The organism is Streptomyces netropsis (assembly GCF_014203545.1).
Lineage (GTDB): Bacteria > Actinomycetota > Actinomycetes > Streptomycetales > Streptomycetaceae > Streptomyces > Streptomyces netropsis.
Genome location: NZ_JACHJG010000011.1, coordinates 173,564 through 191,589, shown reverse-complemented (window position 1 = coordinate 191,589; position 18,026 = coordinate 173,564). Strand labels below are relative to the sequence as shown.

Sequence of the window (18,026 nt, the reverse complement as noted above, 5' to 3'; positions counted from 1 at the left end):
AGGGCCGAAGACGTTCTCTCGGACGGGAGGGAAAGGCACCGACGCGAGTTCGGTCATGTCCGCCCTTTCGATGACGCTCTTCACTGCCCGCGAGCCGTTTCGCATCCCTCGGCGCGGCACGGTCCACACGGGCCGAAGGGTTACTGAAAAAGGACGGTATGGACGCGGTGTGAAGCCTGTCAACGAATTCATTCCTCGGGGCGCTAACCCTGTGGTGGGCGCTCCGGGAGGTACGGGTTACCGAGGGTTCGAGCCATGCTTCGGTTCGGTTCCGGACTCTTTGGTTCGGGTGAGTTCGGTATGGTTCGGCGCGGCCGTCCCCCGGGGGACGGCCAGGGCCGCCCGGGGGACCGACGGCTCGGCCGTGCCGTCGGACAACAGGTGTGCCAAGTCGGCGAGTTGGGCCCTGCCCGTCACGTTGAGCTTGCGGTAGGCGTGCGTGAGGTGCTTCTCCACCGCCCGTGAACTCACTTCGAGCCGCTCGGCGATGTCCTTGTTCGCCGCCCCGGCCGCGGCGAGCGCCGCGACGCGGCGTTCGGCCTTGGTCAGGTGCGCGACGGCCGCCGAACTCCTGCTGCGGGAGAGGTTGCCCAGTTCACGTGCCGCCCGCTCGGCGAGCCAGGTGGCGCCGCAGCCGTTCGCCTCCTCATGGGCCCGGCGCAGATGGGCCTCGGCCTCGGTCTGCCCGTCGGCCCCCAGCCGCCGGCCGAGCAGGAGGGCGGTCCTGGCCCGCTCCAGGGCGTTGATGCCGCCCTCCAGGGTCTCGGCGGACTCCCGTAGCAGCGCGATGCCGCGCTCCCCCTCGGCGATGGCTCCCCGGACCCGCAGGGCGCGGCCGATCGCCACCCGGGTGCCCCAGGCCAGGGCGCGTGCGTACTCCTCCTCGATGAGGTCGTGGGCCTGTGCCGTGTTGCCCATCCGGTGGTGCAGCCCGGCCGCCCAGGCGCGCCAGGGGAAGACGGCGGGGTTGCGCCAGTCGGCGCGCTCGGCGGAGCGCCCCCAGTCCAGGAAGTACTCCAGGGCGCTCGGCACGTCACCGCGCATCGCCGCGGTGACGCCGCGGACGAGCTGCAAGGAGGACGGCCGGTAGCCGTGGTCGGCGCCCTCGCGGCGGTAGGCCAGCAGACGTTGGGTCAGCTCGGGGTCGCGGCTCTCGATGGCGGTCACGACGACGGCGGTCATCGACTGGAGGGTGGCCCACTCGGCGCCGCCCAGGGCGAGCACCTCGTTGGCACGCGCCCGTGCCTCGTCCAGGCGGCCCTGGGCGAGGGCGACGTGGGTGAGCTCGATGCCGATCACCGTCTGGGGGACGGTGGCGTTCTCCCGGCGGGCCTGCTCCCGCGCGGTCTCCAGCCAGGGGCCGAGCGTCTCGAAGGAGTCCGCGGCGATCAGGCTGTGGGTCAGCAGCGGCAGGGCGGTGTAGGCGTGGTTCGGCGAGGCGGGTTCGTACTGGAGGACCCGGTTGGCCAGCCGGGCCACGTCGCCCGCCCGCATGCCCTGCGCCATGGTGGCGCCGTGCAGGAGCACGGTGACCAGCTCCCGCTCGGCCGCGGTCCGCAGGGACGGGTTCGGCCCCATGGCGCGCAAGCGGTCGGCGCAGCCGGGCAGTTGGCCCGGGCCGCTCACCGCCACGTGCCGCAGCCGCGCCTCGAGCCGCAGCGCGAGGTCGCGCTCGGCACCGCCGAGGCGCTCGGGATCGCCCAGGTCCTCGGCCGTGCGGGCGACGAGTTCGATGCACGGCGGCGGGCAGGAGCCCAGCATCGAGGGCGGGATGCGGGTGGCCGCCATGGCGCGCTGCGCGGCCGACGGGAGCAGCAGCAGGGCCTGCGAGATGTGCCGCATCGCGGCCAGCGGGTCGAAGGCCCGCTCGATGGTGGCCAGGTCGACGAGCAGCGTGGCCCGGTCCGCTCCGGTGGGTGAGCTGCCGAGCAGGGCCCGCCGGAGATAGCGGGCGGCGTCCTCGGGCGCGCCGCGGCGCAGGGCCGCGTTGGCCGCGGCCCGGAGCACCTCGACCGCCCAGCCGTCCTGGCAGGAGGTGGCGGCGAGGAGTTGCGCCGCGGCCTGTTCGGCGGGGTGGCCGCCGTTGTGCAGGAGCAGGGCGGCGTAGATGTGGATGTCCTCCTGCTCCGCGGGGGTCATCAGTTCCTCGACGGCGTCGCGCACGGCCGGGTGGGCGAAGCGGGGCACGGGGCCCGCGGCCAGCAGCCCGAGGCGGGCCAGGCCCCGTACGGCCGCGTCGCGGCCGGTCTCGTCCAGGCCCGCGAGCCTGCCGATGAGCACGGGGTCGGCCGGGTCGTCGAGGACCGCCATCGCCTTGGCCATGTCCCGCACGGGTCCGGGCTGGGAGCGCAGGGCGACGACGAGCCGCTCGCGCAGGGCCGGCAGCCGCAGGCCGTGTACGGCTCCGGCCAGAGCGGCGAGGGGCTCGTCCGTATCGGCGAGGCCCGCCAGGGTCGCGGTGAGGAACAGGGGGTTGCCGCCGGTGGCCTTGTGGCAGGTGGTGACGAAGGCGGGATCGCCGGGGCGGCCGAAGCGGGCGGCTATGAGTTCGGCCGTGCCGCGCGCGGAGAGCGGGCCCGGGCGCAGCGTGTGCGCCGCGCGGTCGGTGACCTCGTGGACGCGCGGCCCCTCGGCCCGGGTGTCGCCGTCGCGGACGGTGACGACCACGGTGACGGGCAGCCGCGGCAGTCTTTTGGCCAGGTGAGCGAGCCAGCGCAGCGAGGGCGGATCGGCCCACTGGAGGTCGTCCACCAGCATCAGCAGCGGCCCGCGCGCGCTGTGGTGGTCCACCAGCGCCAGGAGCTCGCGGTGCGGCTCGGCGTCGCCGGCCGTCCCCGTCGCGTCGGCGGGCGGCTCCCCGCAGGTCTCGGGCAGCAGGGGCTCCAGCAGTTGGGAGACCACCCCGAACACGAAGTCCGCCTCGAGCAGGGCTCCGCTCGCGCGCAGGACGCTGGTGCCGCGCGCCTCCGCGAGGGCGGGCAGGGCGCGGAGCAGGGCGCTCTTGCCGACGCCGAGGCCACCGGTGACGACGAGCAGCGAGCCGCTGCCCCCTTCGGCCGCCGCCATCGCCGCCGTGATCAGGTCCAGTTCGCGCCGGCGGTCGAGCAGGGGTGTCATGGTGTCTCCCTCGGTGCGCGCCCGAGGGCGGCGGCCAGCTCCGCGCGCCCTGCGATGCCCAACTTGCGGTAAGCCTTGGTCAAGTGCAGTTCGACGGTGCGCAGGGTCACCGAGAGTTCGGCCGCGATGGCACGGTTCGCCAGGCCGCCCGCGGCCAGGGCGGCGACGCGCAGTTCGGCGCCGGTCAGTCCGAGGGACGCCGGGGGCGGTGTGCCGTCGGAAGTGGGGGAAGTCCCGGCCGCTGCCCGCCGGGGGCGGGCCGGCGCGGACCGTCCGCCCTGTCCGGTCCGCTCGCCCTGTTCGCCCTGCCCGGTCTGCCTGATCGGCCCGGTCCGACCGGTCCGTTCGGTCGCCGGTGCGTCGCCGAGGAGCAGGGCGTCGATGGTGTCCGATCCGTTCAGCGGCGTCGTCCCCAGGGCGAGGAGCGCCTGCCGGTACTGCCAGGTGACCGGTGTCCGGGGCGCGGGGGCGGCGGGCTCGGGCCACGGCCGGCCGGGGCTCCGACCGGGGCGGGCCGGGTCCGCGGCCCGCGCGCCCATGGTGTGCAGGGCCGTGGTCACCGCGCTCGGCGCGCCCCAGGCCAGGGCGAGCCTGCGCTCCTCGGCGAGCAGGGCGATGGCCTGGGCGTCGTCGGGGCGCGGGCCGCGGGCCTGGGCGGCGGCCGACCGCCAGGGCAGCAGGGCGGGGTTGGTCACCTGACGGGCGAGCAGCAGGCGGCCGCACTCCAGGAAGTCCGCGAGCGCCTTGCCGCGGTGCCCGCGGGCCAGCCGCAGCCTGCCCCGGGCGTACAGCAGGTGGGCCCAGGCGAGGCCGCCCTCGGCGCCGCCGGGGCGGGCCAGCGCGACGGACCGCTCGGCCCCTTCGAGGTCCCCGCGCTCCAGTTGGACGAGGGCGCGCAAGGCGGCGGGGCCGGGGGCCATGAGGGGGTGCCAGCAGTGCTGGGGGACGGTCTCCCGGGCCCGGTCGAGGGCGGTCGCGGCGCGGTCGGGGCGCCCCTGTCGCAGTTCCGCCATGGCATCGACGAGCAGGGCGAGACCGGTCACCCCGCGGGCGTCCGACTCCTCGGCGCGCACCAGGACGGCGTCCAGGGCGGTGCGCGCCTCGGCGAAGTCGTCGGCGAGGACGAGCGTGTGACAGGCCGCCAGCTGGGCGGTCAGGGGCGTGGTGTCCCGCGCCGGCGGGGCGAGGGCGGTGCGGGCCAAGGCGCGGGCGCGGGTGATGTCGTGGCCGCCGAGGGCGCCGCGCCAGGCGACGACGCCCGCCTCGGCGGGTTCGGTGGGCGAGGTGGACAACGCCGTCATGCGGGGCTGGTCCAGCTCGTGCGTCGCGCCCTGCTGGCTGTGTTCGGCGAGCCAGTACAGCGCGCGCAGCGCAGCGCGGTCCGCCGGGCGGCTCTCGCTGCGGGCGGCGGCCTGGGCGATCAGCGGTTGGGCGGCGGCGACATCGCCGCGGGCCACGAGCAGTTCGGCGGCGCGGACCCACGAGGGGCCGACGGTGCCGTCGGCCGGGGCGACGAGCAGCGCCTGGCGCAGGTGGCGGTCGGCGGCCTCGGGCGAGGTGGGCAGCACCACCGTGCTCAGTTCGATCAGGATGCGCACCCGCAGCGGTGGGCGGACGGGTTCGCGCAGGGCGCGTCGCAGCAGCCGTACCGCTTCCTCGGGGTGTCCGGCGGCGCGCCGCCGGGCCGCTTCCCGGCGCAGGACCTCCACCGCCCAGGGGTGGCCGATGACGCGCGCGCCGAGCAGCATCCGGGCCAGTCCGCCGTCGGGCACGGCGGTGCGGTGGGCCCATTCGGCCACGCGCGCGTACAGCTCCTCGCGGCGCTCCGCGCCGATCCCGGCCAGCGCCGCCTCGGCCGCCTTCGGTTCGCCGAAGGAGGGACGGTCCCCGGCCGTCAGCAGACCGGTGCCGGAGAGCAGCTCCAGGGCGCGGGCCGCGCCGAGGGTCCGCAGCTCCGCCAGGGCGGTGATCATCTCGGGTGTGCAGTGCCGGCCGGCCACCGCGACGACGCGCAGGACGCCGAGGAGTTCCTCGGGCAGGACGCTGAACGTGCGGACCGCCCGGTCCCTGGCCGCCTCGGCCGCGGCCTCGGTCAGCTGGGGCAGCCGGTCCGCCGCCGGTGCCCAGCCGTGGCCCGCGAACCGGCCGATCACCGCGCGCAGGACGGCGGGGTTGCCCTCCACCGCCCGGGACGCCGCTCGGACGAAGGCCGGGTCGGCGGGCTCGGTGAAGCTGCCCTCGAGCATCGCGCCCACCCCCGCCGCCGACAGGGGGGCGAGGGGGAGGGTGTGTCCGGTGACGGCGGGCGCGTCGGCCAGCGGGCACAGCTCGATGCGGTCGTACGGACCGCCGGGCAGCGCGTCGCTGCGCGCGGTGAGCAGCATCAGGGGTGCGGAGTCGAGCCTGCGGGCCAGCGCCTGGAGCCAGCGGCGCGAGTACGGGTCCGCCCACTGGACGTCGTCGACGACGAGCAGCAGGGGGTGTTCGCGGGCCGCCGTGAGGAACACCCGGCACAGCTCCGAGGCACGGTCCGCCGACTCGTCACCCGACCGGTGCGGTGCGTGGCCCGCGCCGGTGGCCGGGGCGAGGGCGGCGAGGAGTTGCGTGACCACGCCGTAGCGGAGCCCGGACTCCTCCCACGACGCCTGGGCCGTGGCCACCTTGACCCCGGTCCGGTCGGCCAGTTCCGCGGCCCGGCACAGCAGGGCGCTGCGGCCGCTGCCCGGGGCGCCGCGGACCTCGACCGCCGCCGACCGCCCGGAGCGCAGGCCCCTCAGCAGACCGGTCAGGAGCTTCTGCTCCTCCTCCCGCTCGACGAGTTCCCACTCGCCGAGTTCCCGCTCGACGAGTTCCCCCTCGACGGGTTCCCCCTCGACGAGCCGCGCCGACGCTTCGGCGGAGCCGGCCGCGGGCGGCCGGCGCTCCGGCTTCTCGTCCCGCGAGTACGACATCTGTCTCACCACCGCCGACCTCCTACCGGCCCGGCCGCCGCGGGCGCCGCCCCGGCGGCGGGCCGTACGCGGCGAGTTGCGCGGGCAGATCGGCGCGGCCGCGCACGTCGAGCTTCCGGTAGACGTTGGTCAGGTGCATCTCCACCGTGCGGGGGGTGACGAACAGCGCCTCGGCGATCTCCCTGTTGCTGACGCCGCCCTTGGCCAGCACGGCGATCTTGCGTTCGCTGTCGGTGAGGGAGTCGACGGGGCTGGACGCGAGCTGCGGCATCCGGCCGCCCGCGGTGACGAGCAGCCTGCGCGCCCGCTCACTGAGCATCGGATAGCCGCAGCGGGTGGCGAGTTCGATCGCCTTCCGCAGGTGGCGGCGCGCGCCCCGGGCGTCGTCGTGACGCAGCAGTTCGCAGCCGAGCTGGTACGCGGCCTTGGCGTGCTCCAGCCGGGCCGGGGAGCCGGCGAGGACGTCCACGGCCTCGGCGAGCAGGTCCAGCCGGGCCCGACCCTCGGCGACGATCCCCGCGGCCAGCAGGCCGAGCCCCTGCGCGCGGGGGGTGCCCCAGCGCCGCACCCACGGTTCGGTCCGGGCGACGAGGTCGGCGGCTTCGCGGGTGCGGCCCTGGCCGACGAGCGTGTGGGTGGCGGGCAGCCACCAGGGCGCGAGGACGGGGTTGGTCACCCCGGCCTCCTCCAGGCTCCGTCCGCAGCGCAGCCATGCCTCCAGCGCGCCGTCGAGGTCGCCCCGCTCCCGTCGGGCGCGGCCCTTGGCGTAGAGGTAGTGGTGCCACTCCCAGATGTGCCGCTCCAGGCCGGGCCGGGCGGCGCGGTCGAACGCGGCCTCGGCCCGCTCGGTGCGGCCCTGGGAGAGCAGTACGGTACCGAGGGCGATGTACGCGAGGGGGGCGCCGGGGGCCCGCTCGCCCTGTTCCGCGAATTCGACGGCGGCCCGGGCGTCCGCGGCGGCCGCGGCCACGTCGCCCACCCCGTGCCGGACGAGGGACCGTCCGGCGAGGGCGCCGAGGTGCATCCACGGTTCGTAGCGTGCGCGGCTGCCGGTCAGCGAGCGGTCCAGGCCCGCCAGGGCCTCGTCGACCTCGTCGGCGAGGGCGAGGACCAGGGAGGAGCCGAGCACCCACCAGCCGCCGGGTACGGATTCCTCGACCCGCAGTGAGCGCCGGGCCAGCGCCGCCGCCTCGTGGGCGGGCCGGCCGTCGAGCGCGGCGAAGCCGCTGAGGGCGGAGAGCAGTTGCCGCTCGGCCGGGCTGTCCCCCTCCGGTGCGGTGGGCCGGGTGCCGGTCCGCTCGCGGACCGCGGCCATCTCGCCCTTCTCGTTCACGGCGGTGACCAGCAGGGCGGAGGTCACCGAGGTGAGCAGCTCCCGGTCGGCCGGGGTGGGGTCGTCGCCCAGTTCGGCGGTCAGCGCGTCGAGGGTGCGGCCCAGCATGCGGATCGCCTCGGGAGCGCTGCGGCTGCCGAGGGCCGTCATCCCGTATTCCACGGCGATGGGCGCGCGGTCCCGGGCGGTGGTCGTGTCACCGAGGGCCTGGCGCAGGTGCCACAGCGCCATGGCGGGTGCCACCTGCGCCGAGGCCCTGGCCAGTTCGATCCGTACGTCCTTGCGCTGGCCCTCGGTGAGTTCGGCGGCCAGGGCCCGCTGGAGGTAGCGCACCGATGCCTGGGAGGTGGTGCGCGCCGGTGCCTCGGCGGCGGCGTCGCGGAGCACGGCGAGCATCCACGGCTCGGTCAGTTCCTTGAGCAGGACCAGTTGGTCGGCGACCTCCCAGGCGGGGCGCCCGGCGTCGTTGAGCACCCGGGCCGCGCGGGCGCGCAGCCACTCCAGCTTCGGGGCCGCGAGGCCGTCGAGCACCGCCGAGCGCACCGCGTCGCACATGGCACCGGTCGTGCCGGGTGCGATGACGTCGTTGCGCCGCAGGGCGTCGAGCGCGGACGCCAGGCGCTTGAGGGACACCCCGGAGAGGGCGCTGAGGGGTTCGGCGTCGTCACGGCCGAGGATGGCCAGGGCCCGGGCCACCTGCCGTAGGTGGCGGGGCTGGCCGGCCAGGTAGGCCGGGACCGCGGCGGCGACGACGCGCTGGCCCACCACCTCGAGTTGGTGCAGGCCGGCGGTGTCGGGGCGGACACCGGCCTCGCGCAGCCCGGCGAGCAGCCGGTGGAGGAGGTGCGGGTTGCCCCCGGAGAGTTCCGCGCAGCGTCGCACGAAGCGCTCGTCGGGCGGGCCCGCCAGGGCGCGGGTGACCAGGCGGGCGGTCTCGTCCTCTCCCAACGGGCCCAGTTCCAGCAGGTCGCAGCGGTCCTGGGCGAGGATCTCGCCGAGCATCGGCGCGCCGGGCCCGCCGCATTCGGTGCGCTGGGCGAACAGGACGAGCAGCGGTCGGTCGGCCGACCGGCGGAGCACGAAGTCCACGCACTTCAAGGAGGCCTCGTCGCACCACTGCGCGTCGTCCAGGACGAGCGCGAGGGGGCCTGTGGCCAGCAGGGCCACGGCGTGTCCGTAGAGCCGTCGCTGGGCGGCGTAGGCGAGGCAGGCGGCGGCCGCGGCGGGCGCCGTGCCCCGGGTGCGGGGCGCGGTGCGGGCGGGTGCCGGGGTGGGTGCCGCCCCGAACAGTTCGTGCGCGGCCCGGTACGGCTCGGGCCGTACGGCGGTCTCGCGGCCGGTGAAGGAGCGGACGGCCATGCCGTTGGAGCGCAGCCGTTCGGTGAGGGAGGACAGCAGGCTGGTCCGGCCGATCCCGGCGGGGCCGCGGACGAGGACCGCCCGTGCGGCGCCGCCGCGTGCTTTCGCGGCGTGCCGTTCCAAGTCGTTCAGCTCGGTGGATCGGCCGACCAGGAGCCGGGTGGCGCCGTGACCTATGCCGCTGCTGACCGCCACGCGTTCTCTCTTTCGTGAAGCCACACTCGACCTCTGGTGATCCGATGTGACAGAAGAACAGCTCTGATGAACCGACTTGCACGATCAAGATCGGAATCGACGGTAACAGGACGGGTCATGGTCACCCACCACATTTCAGCCAGAATGGCGACTATCAATGGCCAACGTTGGACGGTCTGTCCCCGGCTGCCTACAGGGCGTGCCCGCACGTCCGGCTGCCGTCGAACAGCCGCACGACACAGGGCCGATTGAACCGAAAATGCACGTCGCCCCCGGACATGACATCCGGCCTCCATGCGACTCCTGTAGCCTGCCGCATTCCGCCCCGGCAGCCCCTGCGCGCTTCGGACCGGTCTTGATGAGATTTTGACGTCCGGAGGTACTCACGCCGACCGGTCCCGTTCAGTTCCGCACGATCTCGACGTCGTAGAAGCAGAACATCCCCTTGATCTCAGCGACCTTCGGCTTGGGGTCCGGATACGCCCACACGGCGTCCTTCCCCCCGCCGGGCAGCGACCAGTACGACGCCGTGCCCTTGAACGGGCAGTACGTATGGGTGTCCGAGGCCGTCAGCAGCTCGGTGCGGACGTCCTCCTCGGGGAGGTAGTAGCGCACCGGCAGCCCGGTCTCGAAGAGCAGGACGGGCCGTCGGCTCTCCGCCAGCACCTGCCCGTCCCGCACCACGCGGACGTGTGCGGCGCCCGCTCTGACCTCGATCGTGTGCCCCTTGCCGCTGCCCGCGCCGTGCGCCTGATCGGCCATCGTCTGCCCCTTCGGCGGTGTCGAAGGCGCGCGCGGCTCCGCGCGCGCCTCCTGCGACAGCACCGAGGAGCCCGCGGTTCTTCCCGCGGCGCCTGCCCGGGGAGCGGGATCCGGACGCGATGCGGACGCCCTTCAGGCGCCCCGCACCCCGTCCTCCCACGGCCAGCGCGCGTGCCGCCCGGCCTCCAGCAGCGGGATCATCCGGAACGCGGCGTCGGTGAGACCGCCGAGCGCATGCCGGTTGCCGCTGCCCGACGGCATGGCCCCGGGGCGGTAGCCCGCCATGTTCCACATGTAGACCGGCACATGACCGGGGATCAGATCGTCGATCAGGGTCTCGGGCAGCCCGCCGTGGTTCGCGCAGTTCGACGGCAGCCAGCCGGGGCGGGTCTGCTCGTCCGTCACCACGACCACCCGGTCGTGCCGGTCGTAGTGCTTCTTCACGGCCGTCGGGATGTCCGTACCGTCGATCCGGCCGAACTCCCCGACGAGCCGGAGCATGCTGCCGCCCTTCGGCACCCGCACCTCCGCGCTGCGCATCCCGAACTCGACCAGCGTCGGCTTCTCGGCCCGCAGCGCGAGCCCGGCCCCGAAGACGGCGGCCTGCTCGGCGAGCGTGATGTCGGACCGGTTCGGCGTGGAGTACCAGGCGCCGGGGAACATCGACGGCGACCGGTCGACGAGGATCAGCGTCCGGCCGGACAGGGCGGGCAGGTTGGCGAGCGAGGCGTCGAGGGCCCGCTCCAGGCCGTGGGCCCAGCGCAGGGACTCCGTGTGCTTGTACGCCGCCCAGAACCGGAAGGGCAGCATCCGGGACCGCGCGATCTGCTCCGGGTCGCGCAGCCGCGCCACGATCCGCTCCGCGACCTCGTCGCCGACCCCGGCCTCGTCGAAGTTACGGAGGTTGCGGACGAGGGCCATGAGCCCCATGGAGGGGATGACGGACTCCCACGCGGCGGCGTCCATCGGCCCCTGCAGCCAGCCCGCGAGGGCCTCCCACGTCATGCCCGCGCCTTCGAGGGGGTTCCCCTCCCCCGCGGCCGACAGCAGCTCCCGCCGGCTCGCCACCGGCACGGCCATCAGCTCGGAGCGCTTGCGCAGCGTCGTCAGCGACTCGGGGATCGCCTCGTCGCGGCCCTTGCGGCGGTCGAGGGCGTGCCGGAACAGCTCGCCCTGCCAGGGCTTGTCGGCGGCGGGCGCGGGGTGCACGAGGTTGAGGACGTCGCCGAAGCGGTACCCCTTGGAGTCCGTGTCGTACTTGAGCAGGGCACGCTCGGTGTACAGGCGCCGGACGGCGTCGGCCGTGCCGCGCTTGACGGGCTTGGGCAGGTTCCGCCCGTACCGGCTCGTCCAGTAGCCGAGCAACTCGCCCGGCTCGTCCGCCCGCTGGAGCACCGCGTCGACCGCCTGCCGCGAATACCCCGGGGCCTGCCGGCTGATCCGCTCGGCGGTGAACTCGGCGGCGCCGACGAGGGCGGCGGTGCGCATGTTGCCCGGCCCCCGCAGCCAGCGCAGGAAGTCCACGGTCCACTCGGGGTCCGCCATGGCCAGCTCGCGGACGAGCCGGGCGTAGCGGTCGTCCCGCTCGTCGGCCTTCTCGTAGAAGGTGTCGGTGCCGACGAGGTTGCCGACGGCGAGGAGGAAGAGCTCGCTCTTCGCCGAGCGGGCGTACCCCGCGGCCCCTTCGTAGGTGCGTGTGGAGGGGCTTTGTTCGCTGACGATCGGCGACGTCGCGGCGGGGCGGGTGGTGCGGGTGTTGAAGCGTGCCATGAAAAATCCCCCCACGGCGGAGGGGAGGCCTGAGGCAGCGGGGCCCGGCGGTATCCCGCCGGGCCCCGCTGCCGTGCCTCCCGAGTTCAAGGACGGGGCCGGCGCTTTCACCACAAGAAGGAACCGGACCCTGCGCACCGGGAGGTGCGTATCGAGTCGAAGTGTCCAGAGATCAAGGCGGCGATCGTGACGAAGCGCTCTGGGCCGCTGAGCTACCGGTGTCCGAACACACCGGCCGGGATTCGAACCCGGGTCTCTCTCTGGGAAGGAGAAGTAACGATCACCTGTCGCACCTGGACGGGTACCACTGTAACGACGGACGCCGAGGGCGCAACGTCTTTTGTTTCCCGGCCCTTGGGGCCCTCGCTCACCGGATCGGCACCCCGGAGACGGCCCGGGCGATCACCAGCCGCTGGATCTCGCTGGTCCCTTCGAAAATGGTGTAAATGGCGGCATCGCGGTGCATCCGCTCCACCGGGTACTCCCGCGTATAGCCGTTCCCGCCCAGGATCTGCATGGCCTGTGCCGTGACAGTCTTCGCCGTCTCCCCCGCGAAGAGCTTCGACATCGAACCCTCCGCCGAGGTGAAGGGCTTGCCCGTGGCGGCCATCCAGGAGGCGCGCCAGACCAGGAGGCGGGCCGCGTCGATCCGGGTGCGCATGTCGGCGAGCTGGAAGGCGACGCCCTGGTTGTCGATGATCGGGCGGCCGAACTGGACGCGGGTACGGGCGTAGTCGAGGGCGACCTCGTAGGCGGCGCGGGCGATGCCCACGGCCTGGGCGCCGACCGCCGGGCGGGAGGCCTCGAAGGTGGCCATCGCGGCGTTCCGGCCGCGGTCGCCGCCCTTCGCGGCGCGCTCGCGGGCCCGGGCCAGGCGCTCGTCGAGCTTTTCCTTTCCGCCCAGCAGACAGTGGCCGGGGACACGGACGCCGTCGAGGACGACCTCGGCGGTGTGGGACGCGCGGATGCCGTGCTTCTTGAACTTCTGCCCCTGGGACAGCCCCGGGGTGTTCGGCGGGACGATGAAGGAGGCGTGGCCGCGGGAACCGAGCGCGGGGTCGACCACCGCGACGACGACGTGGACGTCGGCTATGCCGCCGTTGGTCGCCCAGGTCTTGGTACCGGTCAGCACCCATTCGTCCTTGGCCTCGTCGAAGACGGCCCGGGTGCGCATGGCGGCGACGTCCGAGCCCGCGTCGGGCTCGGAGGAGCAGAAGGCGGCGAGCTTCACGTCGTTCGCGTCGCCGTACATCTGCGGCACCCAGGTGCCGATCTGCTCGTCGGTGCCGTTGGTGAAGACGCCGATCGCGGCGAGCCCCGTACCGGCGATCGCGAGACCGAGTCCCGCGTCACCCCAGAAGAGCTCCTCCAGGGTCACGGGGATGCCGAGGCCCGTGGGGTCGAGGAACTGCTGTGCGTAGAAATCCAGCGAATACAGGCCGATCTTCGCCGCTTCCCGGATGACCGGCCACGGGGTCTCCTCGCGCTCGTCCCACTCGGCGGCGGCCGGGCGCATCACCTCGGCCGCGAAGCCGTGGATCCAGTCGCGGACGCCCACTTGGTCCTCGTTCAGCTCCATCGTGAACTCCGCCACGGCCCCTCCAGAGCGATCATTACTCCCGGTAACGCGAGTCTGTTACCCGTCAGTAGCCTTGTCAACTCCCTTGCCCGTCGGATCCGCTGCGTGGTGCGGGTGTTACGTTGCGCAGGCGTTACAGAAGCACGGGGGCGGGGAGGCACGTCATATGGAAACCACTCAGCGGGACGATCAGCAGCGGGCGGCGGAGCAGCGGCGCAGGGAATTGCTGGAGGCTGCGGACCGGGTGGTGCTGCGGGACGGTCCGGGGGCGTCGATGAACGCCATCGCGGCCGAGGCGGGGATCACGAAGCCGATCCTCTACCGCCACTTCGGGGACAAGGGAGGGCTCTACCGGGCCCTGGCCGTACGGCACACGGACGGGCTGCTGGACGGGCTGCGCTCGGCGCTGGACGCGCCGGTGGCCCGCCGCGAGCGGGTCGAGTCGACGCTCGACGCCTATCTCGCGGCGATCGAGGCCCGCCCCCAGGTGTACCGGTTCCTGATGCACCCGGCCGACGAGGGACAGTCCTCGGACCAGGGCTTCGACGTGGGGCGGCACTCCGCCCCCCTGCTGCGGCGGATGGGCGAGGAGTTGGCCCGGGTGATCGCCGAGCGGGTCGACCTCGGGCCGGGCGGTGAGGACCTCGCGCGCACCTGGGGGCACGGGATCGTCGGCATGATGCACGCCGCCGGCGACTGGTGGCTGCGCGAGCAGCCGTTCCCGCGCGCGCAACTGGTGCGGCACCTCACGGATCTGCTGTGGGGCCGGCTGGCCGTGGCGGGCGACCGCTCGGACGGCCCCGGCTTCTGAGCCCCGGGGTGTGTCCGCAAGGTCGTCGTACGCCCGAGCGGACACCCCCGGGCCCAGGGGGCCTACGCCTCGGCGCGTACGGATCCGGGGCGGCCGGGACGGACGGACCCGGTACCGATGGACGTGTTCGCCGACGCGTTCCAGGCCGATTCCGCCGTCCCCGGCTCCCACCACGGCGCGCGCCGCGCGGCCCGCAGCGCGCGGCGGCGGCGCAGCCCGGTCACGTGGTCGATGTAGAGCCCGCCGTCGAGGTGGTCGCACTCGTGCTGCAGGCAGCGGGCGAAGAAGCCGGTGCCGCTGACCCGCGTGGGCGAGCCGTCCGCGGTGAAGCCCTCCACGACGGCGTGGTCGAAGCGCGGGGTGCCGGTTTCGAGGCCGGGCAGCGAGAGACAGCCCTCGGGACCGGGGTAGATGTCGCCGTCGGCCGTGACCAGCCGCGGATTGACGAGGTGGCCGAGGTGGCGGCGGTCCTCGTCGTCCGGGCAGTCGTAGACGAAGACGCGCAAGGGGACGCCGATCTGGTTCGCGGCGAGGCCCACACCCCGGGCCGCGTACATCGTCGCGTACATGTCCTCGATGAGTTTCGCGAGGTCGGCGCCGAAGTCCGTGACCTCCTCGCAGGGGGTGCGCAGGCCTTGATCGCCAAGCAGCCGCATGGGTCGTACGTGTCCGGAGCTGCCGGGGATGAGACCTTTTCGCATCCCCCCAGCCTACGTTCCATGGACGGCGGGTTCGGGCCCACGGCCGGATCTCGATAGGCTGCACCACGACCGAAGCCTCCCGGCTGGCGATTCGGCGCGGAGGGGGCGTTCCACCGGCGGACCAGGGACAGGCGCGGCGCCGGATGCAAGGAGGATCTAGGACGATGGCAGGCAACACGGGGCCGCTGTCGCCGCGGGCCAAGCTGGCCGTGACGGCGGGCAAGGCTGCTGCGGCGGTGTCGCGAGCCGCGGGCCGCGGCAGCGGATCAGTGATCGGTGGAAAGGTCGCGCTCAAGCTCGACCCCGATCTGCTGGCGCGGCTGGCGACCCACCTGGACGTGGTCCTGGTGTCGGCGACCAACGGCAAGACGACCACGACCCGGCTGATCGCCGAGGCACTGCGGGCCAGCGGCCCGGTGGTGTCGAACGCGCTGGGCGCGAACATGCCCGCGGGCATCACCTCCGCCCTGGCCGGCGGCTCGGACGCGCGCTACGGCGTGATCGAGGTGGACGAGAAGTACCTGGCGGGAGTCGCCCGGGACGTCTCGCCCAAGGCCATAGCGCTGCTGAACCTCTCGCGCGACCAGCTCGACCGCGCCGCGGAGACGCGGATGCTCGCCGAGAAGTGGCGCGAGGGGCTGGCCGGCACGAAGGCCGTGGTGATCGCCAACGCCGACGACCCGCTGATCGTATGGGCCGCCTCCTCCTCACCGAACGTGGTGTGGGTGGCGGCCGGCCAGGAGTGGAAGGACGACGCCTGGTCGTGCCCGTCGTGCGGCGGCGTGATGCAGCGCCCGGGCGACGACTGGTTCTGCGGCGAGTGCGGCTTCCGCCGCCCGACCCCGAGCTGGGCGCTGTCGGGCGACTACGTCCTCGACCCGCACGGCAGCGCGTGGCCGATCCACCTTCAGCTGCCCGGCCGGGCCAACAAGGCGAACGCCACGACCTCGGCGGCCGTGGCGGCCACCTTCGGGGTGCCGCCGCAGGTGGCCCTGGAGCGGATGTACCAGGTGCAGGCGGTCGCGGGCCGGTTCGACGTGGTCACCTACATGAACCGCGAGATCCGGCTGCTGCTGGCGAAGAACCCGGCCGGCTGGCTGGAGACGTTCTCGCTGATCGACGGCCCGCCCGCACCGGTGATCCTGTCGGTGAACGCGCGGGGTGCCGACGGCACGGACACCTCCTGGCTGTGGGACGTGGACTACCCCCGGCTCGCGGGGCACCCGATCTTCGTGATCGGTGACCGCAAGCTGGACCTCGCGGTGCGACTGGAGGTCGCGGGCCTGGACTTCCGGGTCTGCGAGAGCGTCGACGAGGCGGTGGCGGCGGCTCCGCCCGGCCGGATCGAGCTGATCGCCAACTACACCGCGTTCCAGGACGTCCGCCGCCGCGTCGGCAACTGACCCCACTCAAGACTGAGGATTGTGAGCATGAGCCAGAACAGTCTGCGTTTGGTGTGGGTCTACCCCGACCTGCTCAGCACCTACGGCGACCAGGGCAACGCCCTGGTCCTGGAGCGGCGCGCGCTGCAGCGCCGCCTCGACGTCCAGCGCGTGGACGTGCGGTCCGACCAGCCCATCCCGACGTCCGGGGACATCTATCTGATCGGTGGCGGTGAGGACCGGCCGCAGCGGCTGGCGGCCGAGCGGCTGCGCCGCGACGGCGGTCTGAACCGGGCCGTCGCCAACGGCGCGATCGTCTTCTCGGTCTGCGCCGGCTACCAGATCCTGGGCCACGAGTTCATCAACGACCTCGGCCAGCGTGAGCAGGGCCTGGGTCTGCTGGACGTCGTCAGCACCCGCGGCGAGGGCGAGCGGTGCGTCGGCGACGTGCTGGCCGACATCGACGCGCCGCTGGGTCTGCCGCCCCTGACCGGTTTCGAGAACCACCAGGGCGTCACCCACCTCGGCCCGACCGCCCGCCCCTTCGCCCGGGTGCAGTTCGGCCAGGGCAACGGCACGGGTGACGGCACCGAGGGCGCGTACAACGAGACGGTCTTCGGTACGTACATGCACGGCCCGGTCATGGCCCGCAACCCGCACATCGCGGACCTGCTGATCAAGCTGGCCCTGGACGTCAACGCCCTGCCGCCGGTCGACGACCGGTGGTACGACGCGCTGCGTGCCGAGCGGATCGCGGCGGCCAGCCAGCCCGCGTAACGGTGCGACGGTCGTGCGGGCCCCGCGAGGGCCCGCACGGCGCCCGCATGATGGATGGTCGCGGCCCCCGTCACCCCTCGCTAGTAGGGTGACGGGGATCCAGCCGGACGACGGGGTCCGGCCTCAAGGCCCTTGTTGCGAAGGTTCCCTGTCATGCGCATTGGTGTACTCACCTCCGGCGGCGACTGCCCCGGACTCAACGCCGTCATCCGGTCCGTCGTGCACCGAGCCGTCGTCGACCACGGCGACGAGGTCATCGGCTTCCACGACGGCTGGCGCGGTCTGCTGGAAGCGGACTACCGCAAGCTGGACCTGGACGCGGTGGGCGGCATCCTGGCCCTCGGCGGCACGATCCTCGGCTCCTCCCGGGTACAGCCCGCCCAGTTGCGCGACGGCGTCGAGCAGGCCAAGGGCCATGTGGCCGATCTCGGCCTGGACGCCGTCATCCCGATCGGCGGCGAGGGCACGCTGAAAGCGGCCCGGCTGCTCTCGGACGCCGGACTGCCCATCGTGGGCGTCCCCAAGACCATCGACAACGACATCGCGTCGACCGATGTGACCTTCGGCTTCGACACGGCCGTGGGCGTGGCCACGGAGGCCCTGGACCGGCTCAAGACCACCGCCGAGTCGCATCAGCGGGTGCTGATCGTCGAGGTGATGGGACGCCACACCGGGTGGATCGCCCTGCACTCGGGCATGGCCGCGGGCGCGCACGCCATCGTCGTGCCGGAGCGCCCCTTCGACATCGACGAGCTGACGAAGGTGGTCGGGCAGCGCTTCGACGCGGGCAAGCGGTTCGCGATCGTGGTGGTCGCGGAGGGCGCCAAGCCGCGCGAGGGCACGATGGACTTCGACATCGGCGCCACGGACGTCTACGGCCACGAGCGGTTCGCCGGTGTGGCCCGGCAGCTGGCCGTCGAGCTGGAGGGGCGCCTGGGCAAGGAGGCCCGTCCGGTGATCCTCGGCCATGTCCAGCGCGGCGGTACGCCCACGGCGTACGACCGGGTGCTGGCGACGCGGTTCGGCTGGCACGCGGTGGAGGCGGTGCACCGGGGCGCGTTCGGGATGATGACCGCCCTGCGCGGTACGGACATCACGCTGGTGCCGCTGGCGGCCGCCGTCGAGCATCTGAAGACCGTGCCGCAGGAGCGGTACGCCGAGGTCGAGTGCGTGCTGTGAGCTGACCCGCACGCCTTTCCCGACCGTTCCCGGGGCGTTCCCGCGGAGCCGCCCCCGGCCGAAGTCCCGGCCGGGGGCGGCTCTACTCTGGTCCCGGCGCATTGGTGCGA

11 protein-coding genes are annotated in these 18,026 nt (G+C 73.9%); 4 read left to right on the top strand and 7 right to left on the bottom strand.

The window, feature by feature from the left end; all coding sequences use genetic code 11:
* Window positions 1–237: 237 nt before the first annotated feature.
* The 6 genes from FHS38_RS24875 to FHS38_RS24850 all read right to left on the bottom strand — a co-directional run bounded on the left by FHS38_RS24875 (window position 238) and on the right by FHS38_RS24850 (window position 13,081).
* Window positions 238–3,117: a helix-turn-helix transcriptional regulator gene (locus tag FHS38_RS24875; RefSeq protein ID WP_184737020.1), complete on the bottom strand. Its 2,880-nt coding sequence runs from the start codon at window positions 3,115–3,117 to the stop codon at window positions 238–240.
* The gene (locus FHS38_RS24870; RefSeq protein ID WP_184737018.1) at window positions 3,114–6,080 is read right to left on the bottom strand and encodes a helix-turn-helix transcriptional regulator; all 2,967 of its coding nucleotides are present in this window, start codon (window positions 6,078–6,080) and stop codon (window positions 3,114–3,116) included. Before FHS38_RS24870 ends, FHS38_RS24875 begins: the two co-directional genes overlap by 4 nt.
* A 10-nt stretch (window positions 6,081–6,090) precedes the next feature.
* The gene (locus tag FHS38_RS24865) at window positions 6,091–8,955 is read right to left on the bottom strand and encodes a helix-turn-helix transcriptional regulator (RefSeq protein ID WP_184737016.1); all 2,865 of its coding nucleotides are present in this window, start codon (window positions 8,953–8,955) and stop codon (window positions 6,091–6,093) included.
* A gap of 402 nt (window positions 8,956–9,357) precedes the next feature.
* Window positions 9,358–9,717 carry a DUF427 domain-containing protein gene (locus FHS38_RS24860; RefSeq protein WP_184737014.1) on the bottom strand — a complete coding sequence of 120 codons (360 nt, stop codon included), beginning with the start codon at window positions 9,715–9,717 and terminating at the stop codon, window positions 9,358–9,360.
* Between the two features lie 132 nt (window positions 9,718–9,849).
* A complete protein-coding gene (locus FHS38_RS24855) occupies window positions 9,850–11,487 on the bottom strand; it encodes a TROVE domain-containing protein (protein ID WP_184737012.1) in 1,638 nt (545 codons plus the stop codon).
* A 367-nt stretch (window positions 11,488–11,854) separates the two neighbouring features.
* A complete protein-coding gene (locus tag FHS38_RS24850) occupies window positions 11,855–13,081 on the bottom strand; it encodes an acyl-CoA dehydrogenase family protein (protein ID WP_184737010.1) in 1,227 nt (408 codons plus the stop codon).
* A 151-nt stretch (window positions 13,082–13,232) separates the two neighbouring features.
* Here FHS38_RS24850 and FHS38_RS24845 point away from each other — a divergent pair, with 151 nt between their 5' ends.
* Window positions 13,233–13,877 (top strand): TetR/AcrR family transcriptional regulator, encoded by a 645-nt coding sequence (locus tag FHS38_RS24845; protein ID WP_184737008.1) that lies wholly within the window; start codon window positions 13,233–13,235, stop codon window positions 13,875–13,877.
* Between the two features lie 62 nt (window positions 13,878–13,939).
* Here FHS38_RS24845 and def read toward each other — a convergent pair whose 3' ends face one another.
* On the bottom strand, window positions 13,940–14,578 hold the full coding sequence (def, locus tag FHS38_RS24840; RefSeq protein ID WP_184737006.1) for a peptide deformylase: 639 nt from the start codon (window positions 14,576–14,578) through the stop codon (window positions 13,940–13,942).
* Between the two features lie 164 nt (window positions 14,579–14,742).
* Here def and FHS38_RS24835 point away from each other — a divergent pair, with 164 nt between their 5' ends.
* The 3 genes from FHS38_RS24835 (at window position 14,743) to FHS38_RS24825 (ending at window position 17,916) form a co-directional block, all read left to right on the top strand.
* Complete coding sequence (locus tag FHS38_RS24835) at window positions 14,743–15,981, top strand: MurT ligase domain-containing protein (protein WP_130876545.1); 1,239 nt, start codon at window positions 14,743–14,745, stop codon at window positions 15,979–15,981.
* A 27-nt stretch (window positions 15,982–16,008) separates the two neighbouring features.
* On the top strand, window positions 16,009–16,737 hold the full coding sequence (locus FHS38_RS24830; RefSeq protein WP_184737004.1) for a type 1 glutamine amidotransferase: 729 nt from the start codon (window positions 16,009–16,011) through the stop codon (window positions 16,735–16,737).
* A gap of 153 nt (window positions 16,738–16,890) precedes the next feature.
* Window positions 16,891–17,916, top strand: a complete 1,026-nt coding sequence (locus tag FHS38_RS24825) for a 6-phosphofructokinase (protein ID WP_184737002.1) — start codon at window positions 16,891–16,893, stop codon at window positions 17,914–17,916.
* Window positions 17,917–18,026 lie beyond the last annotated feature (110 nt).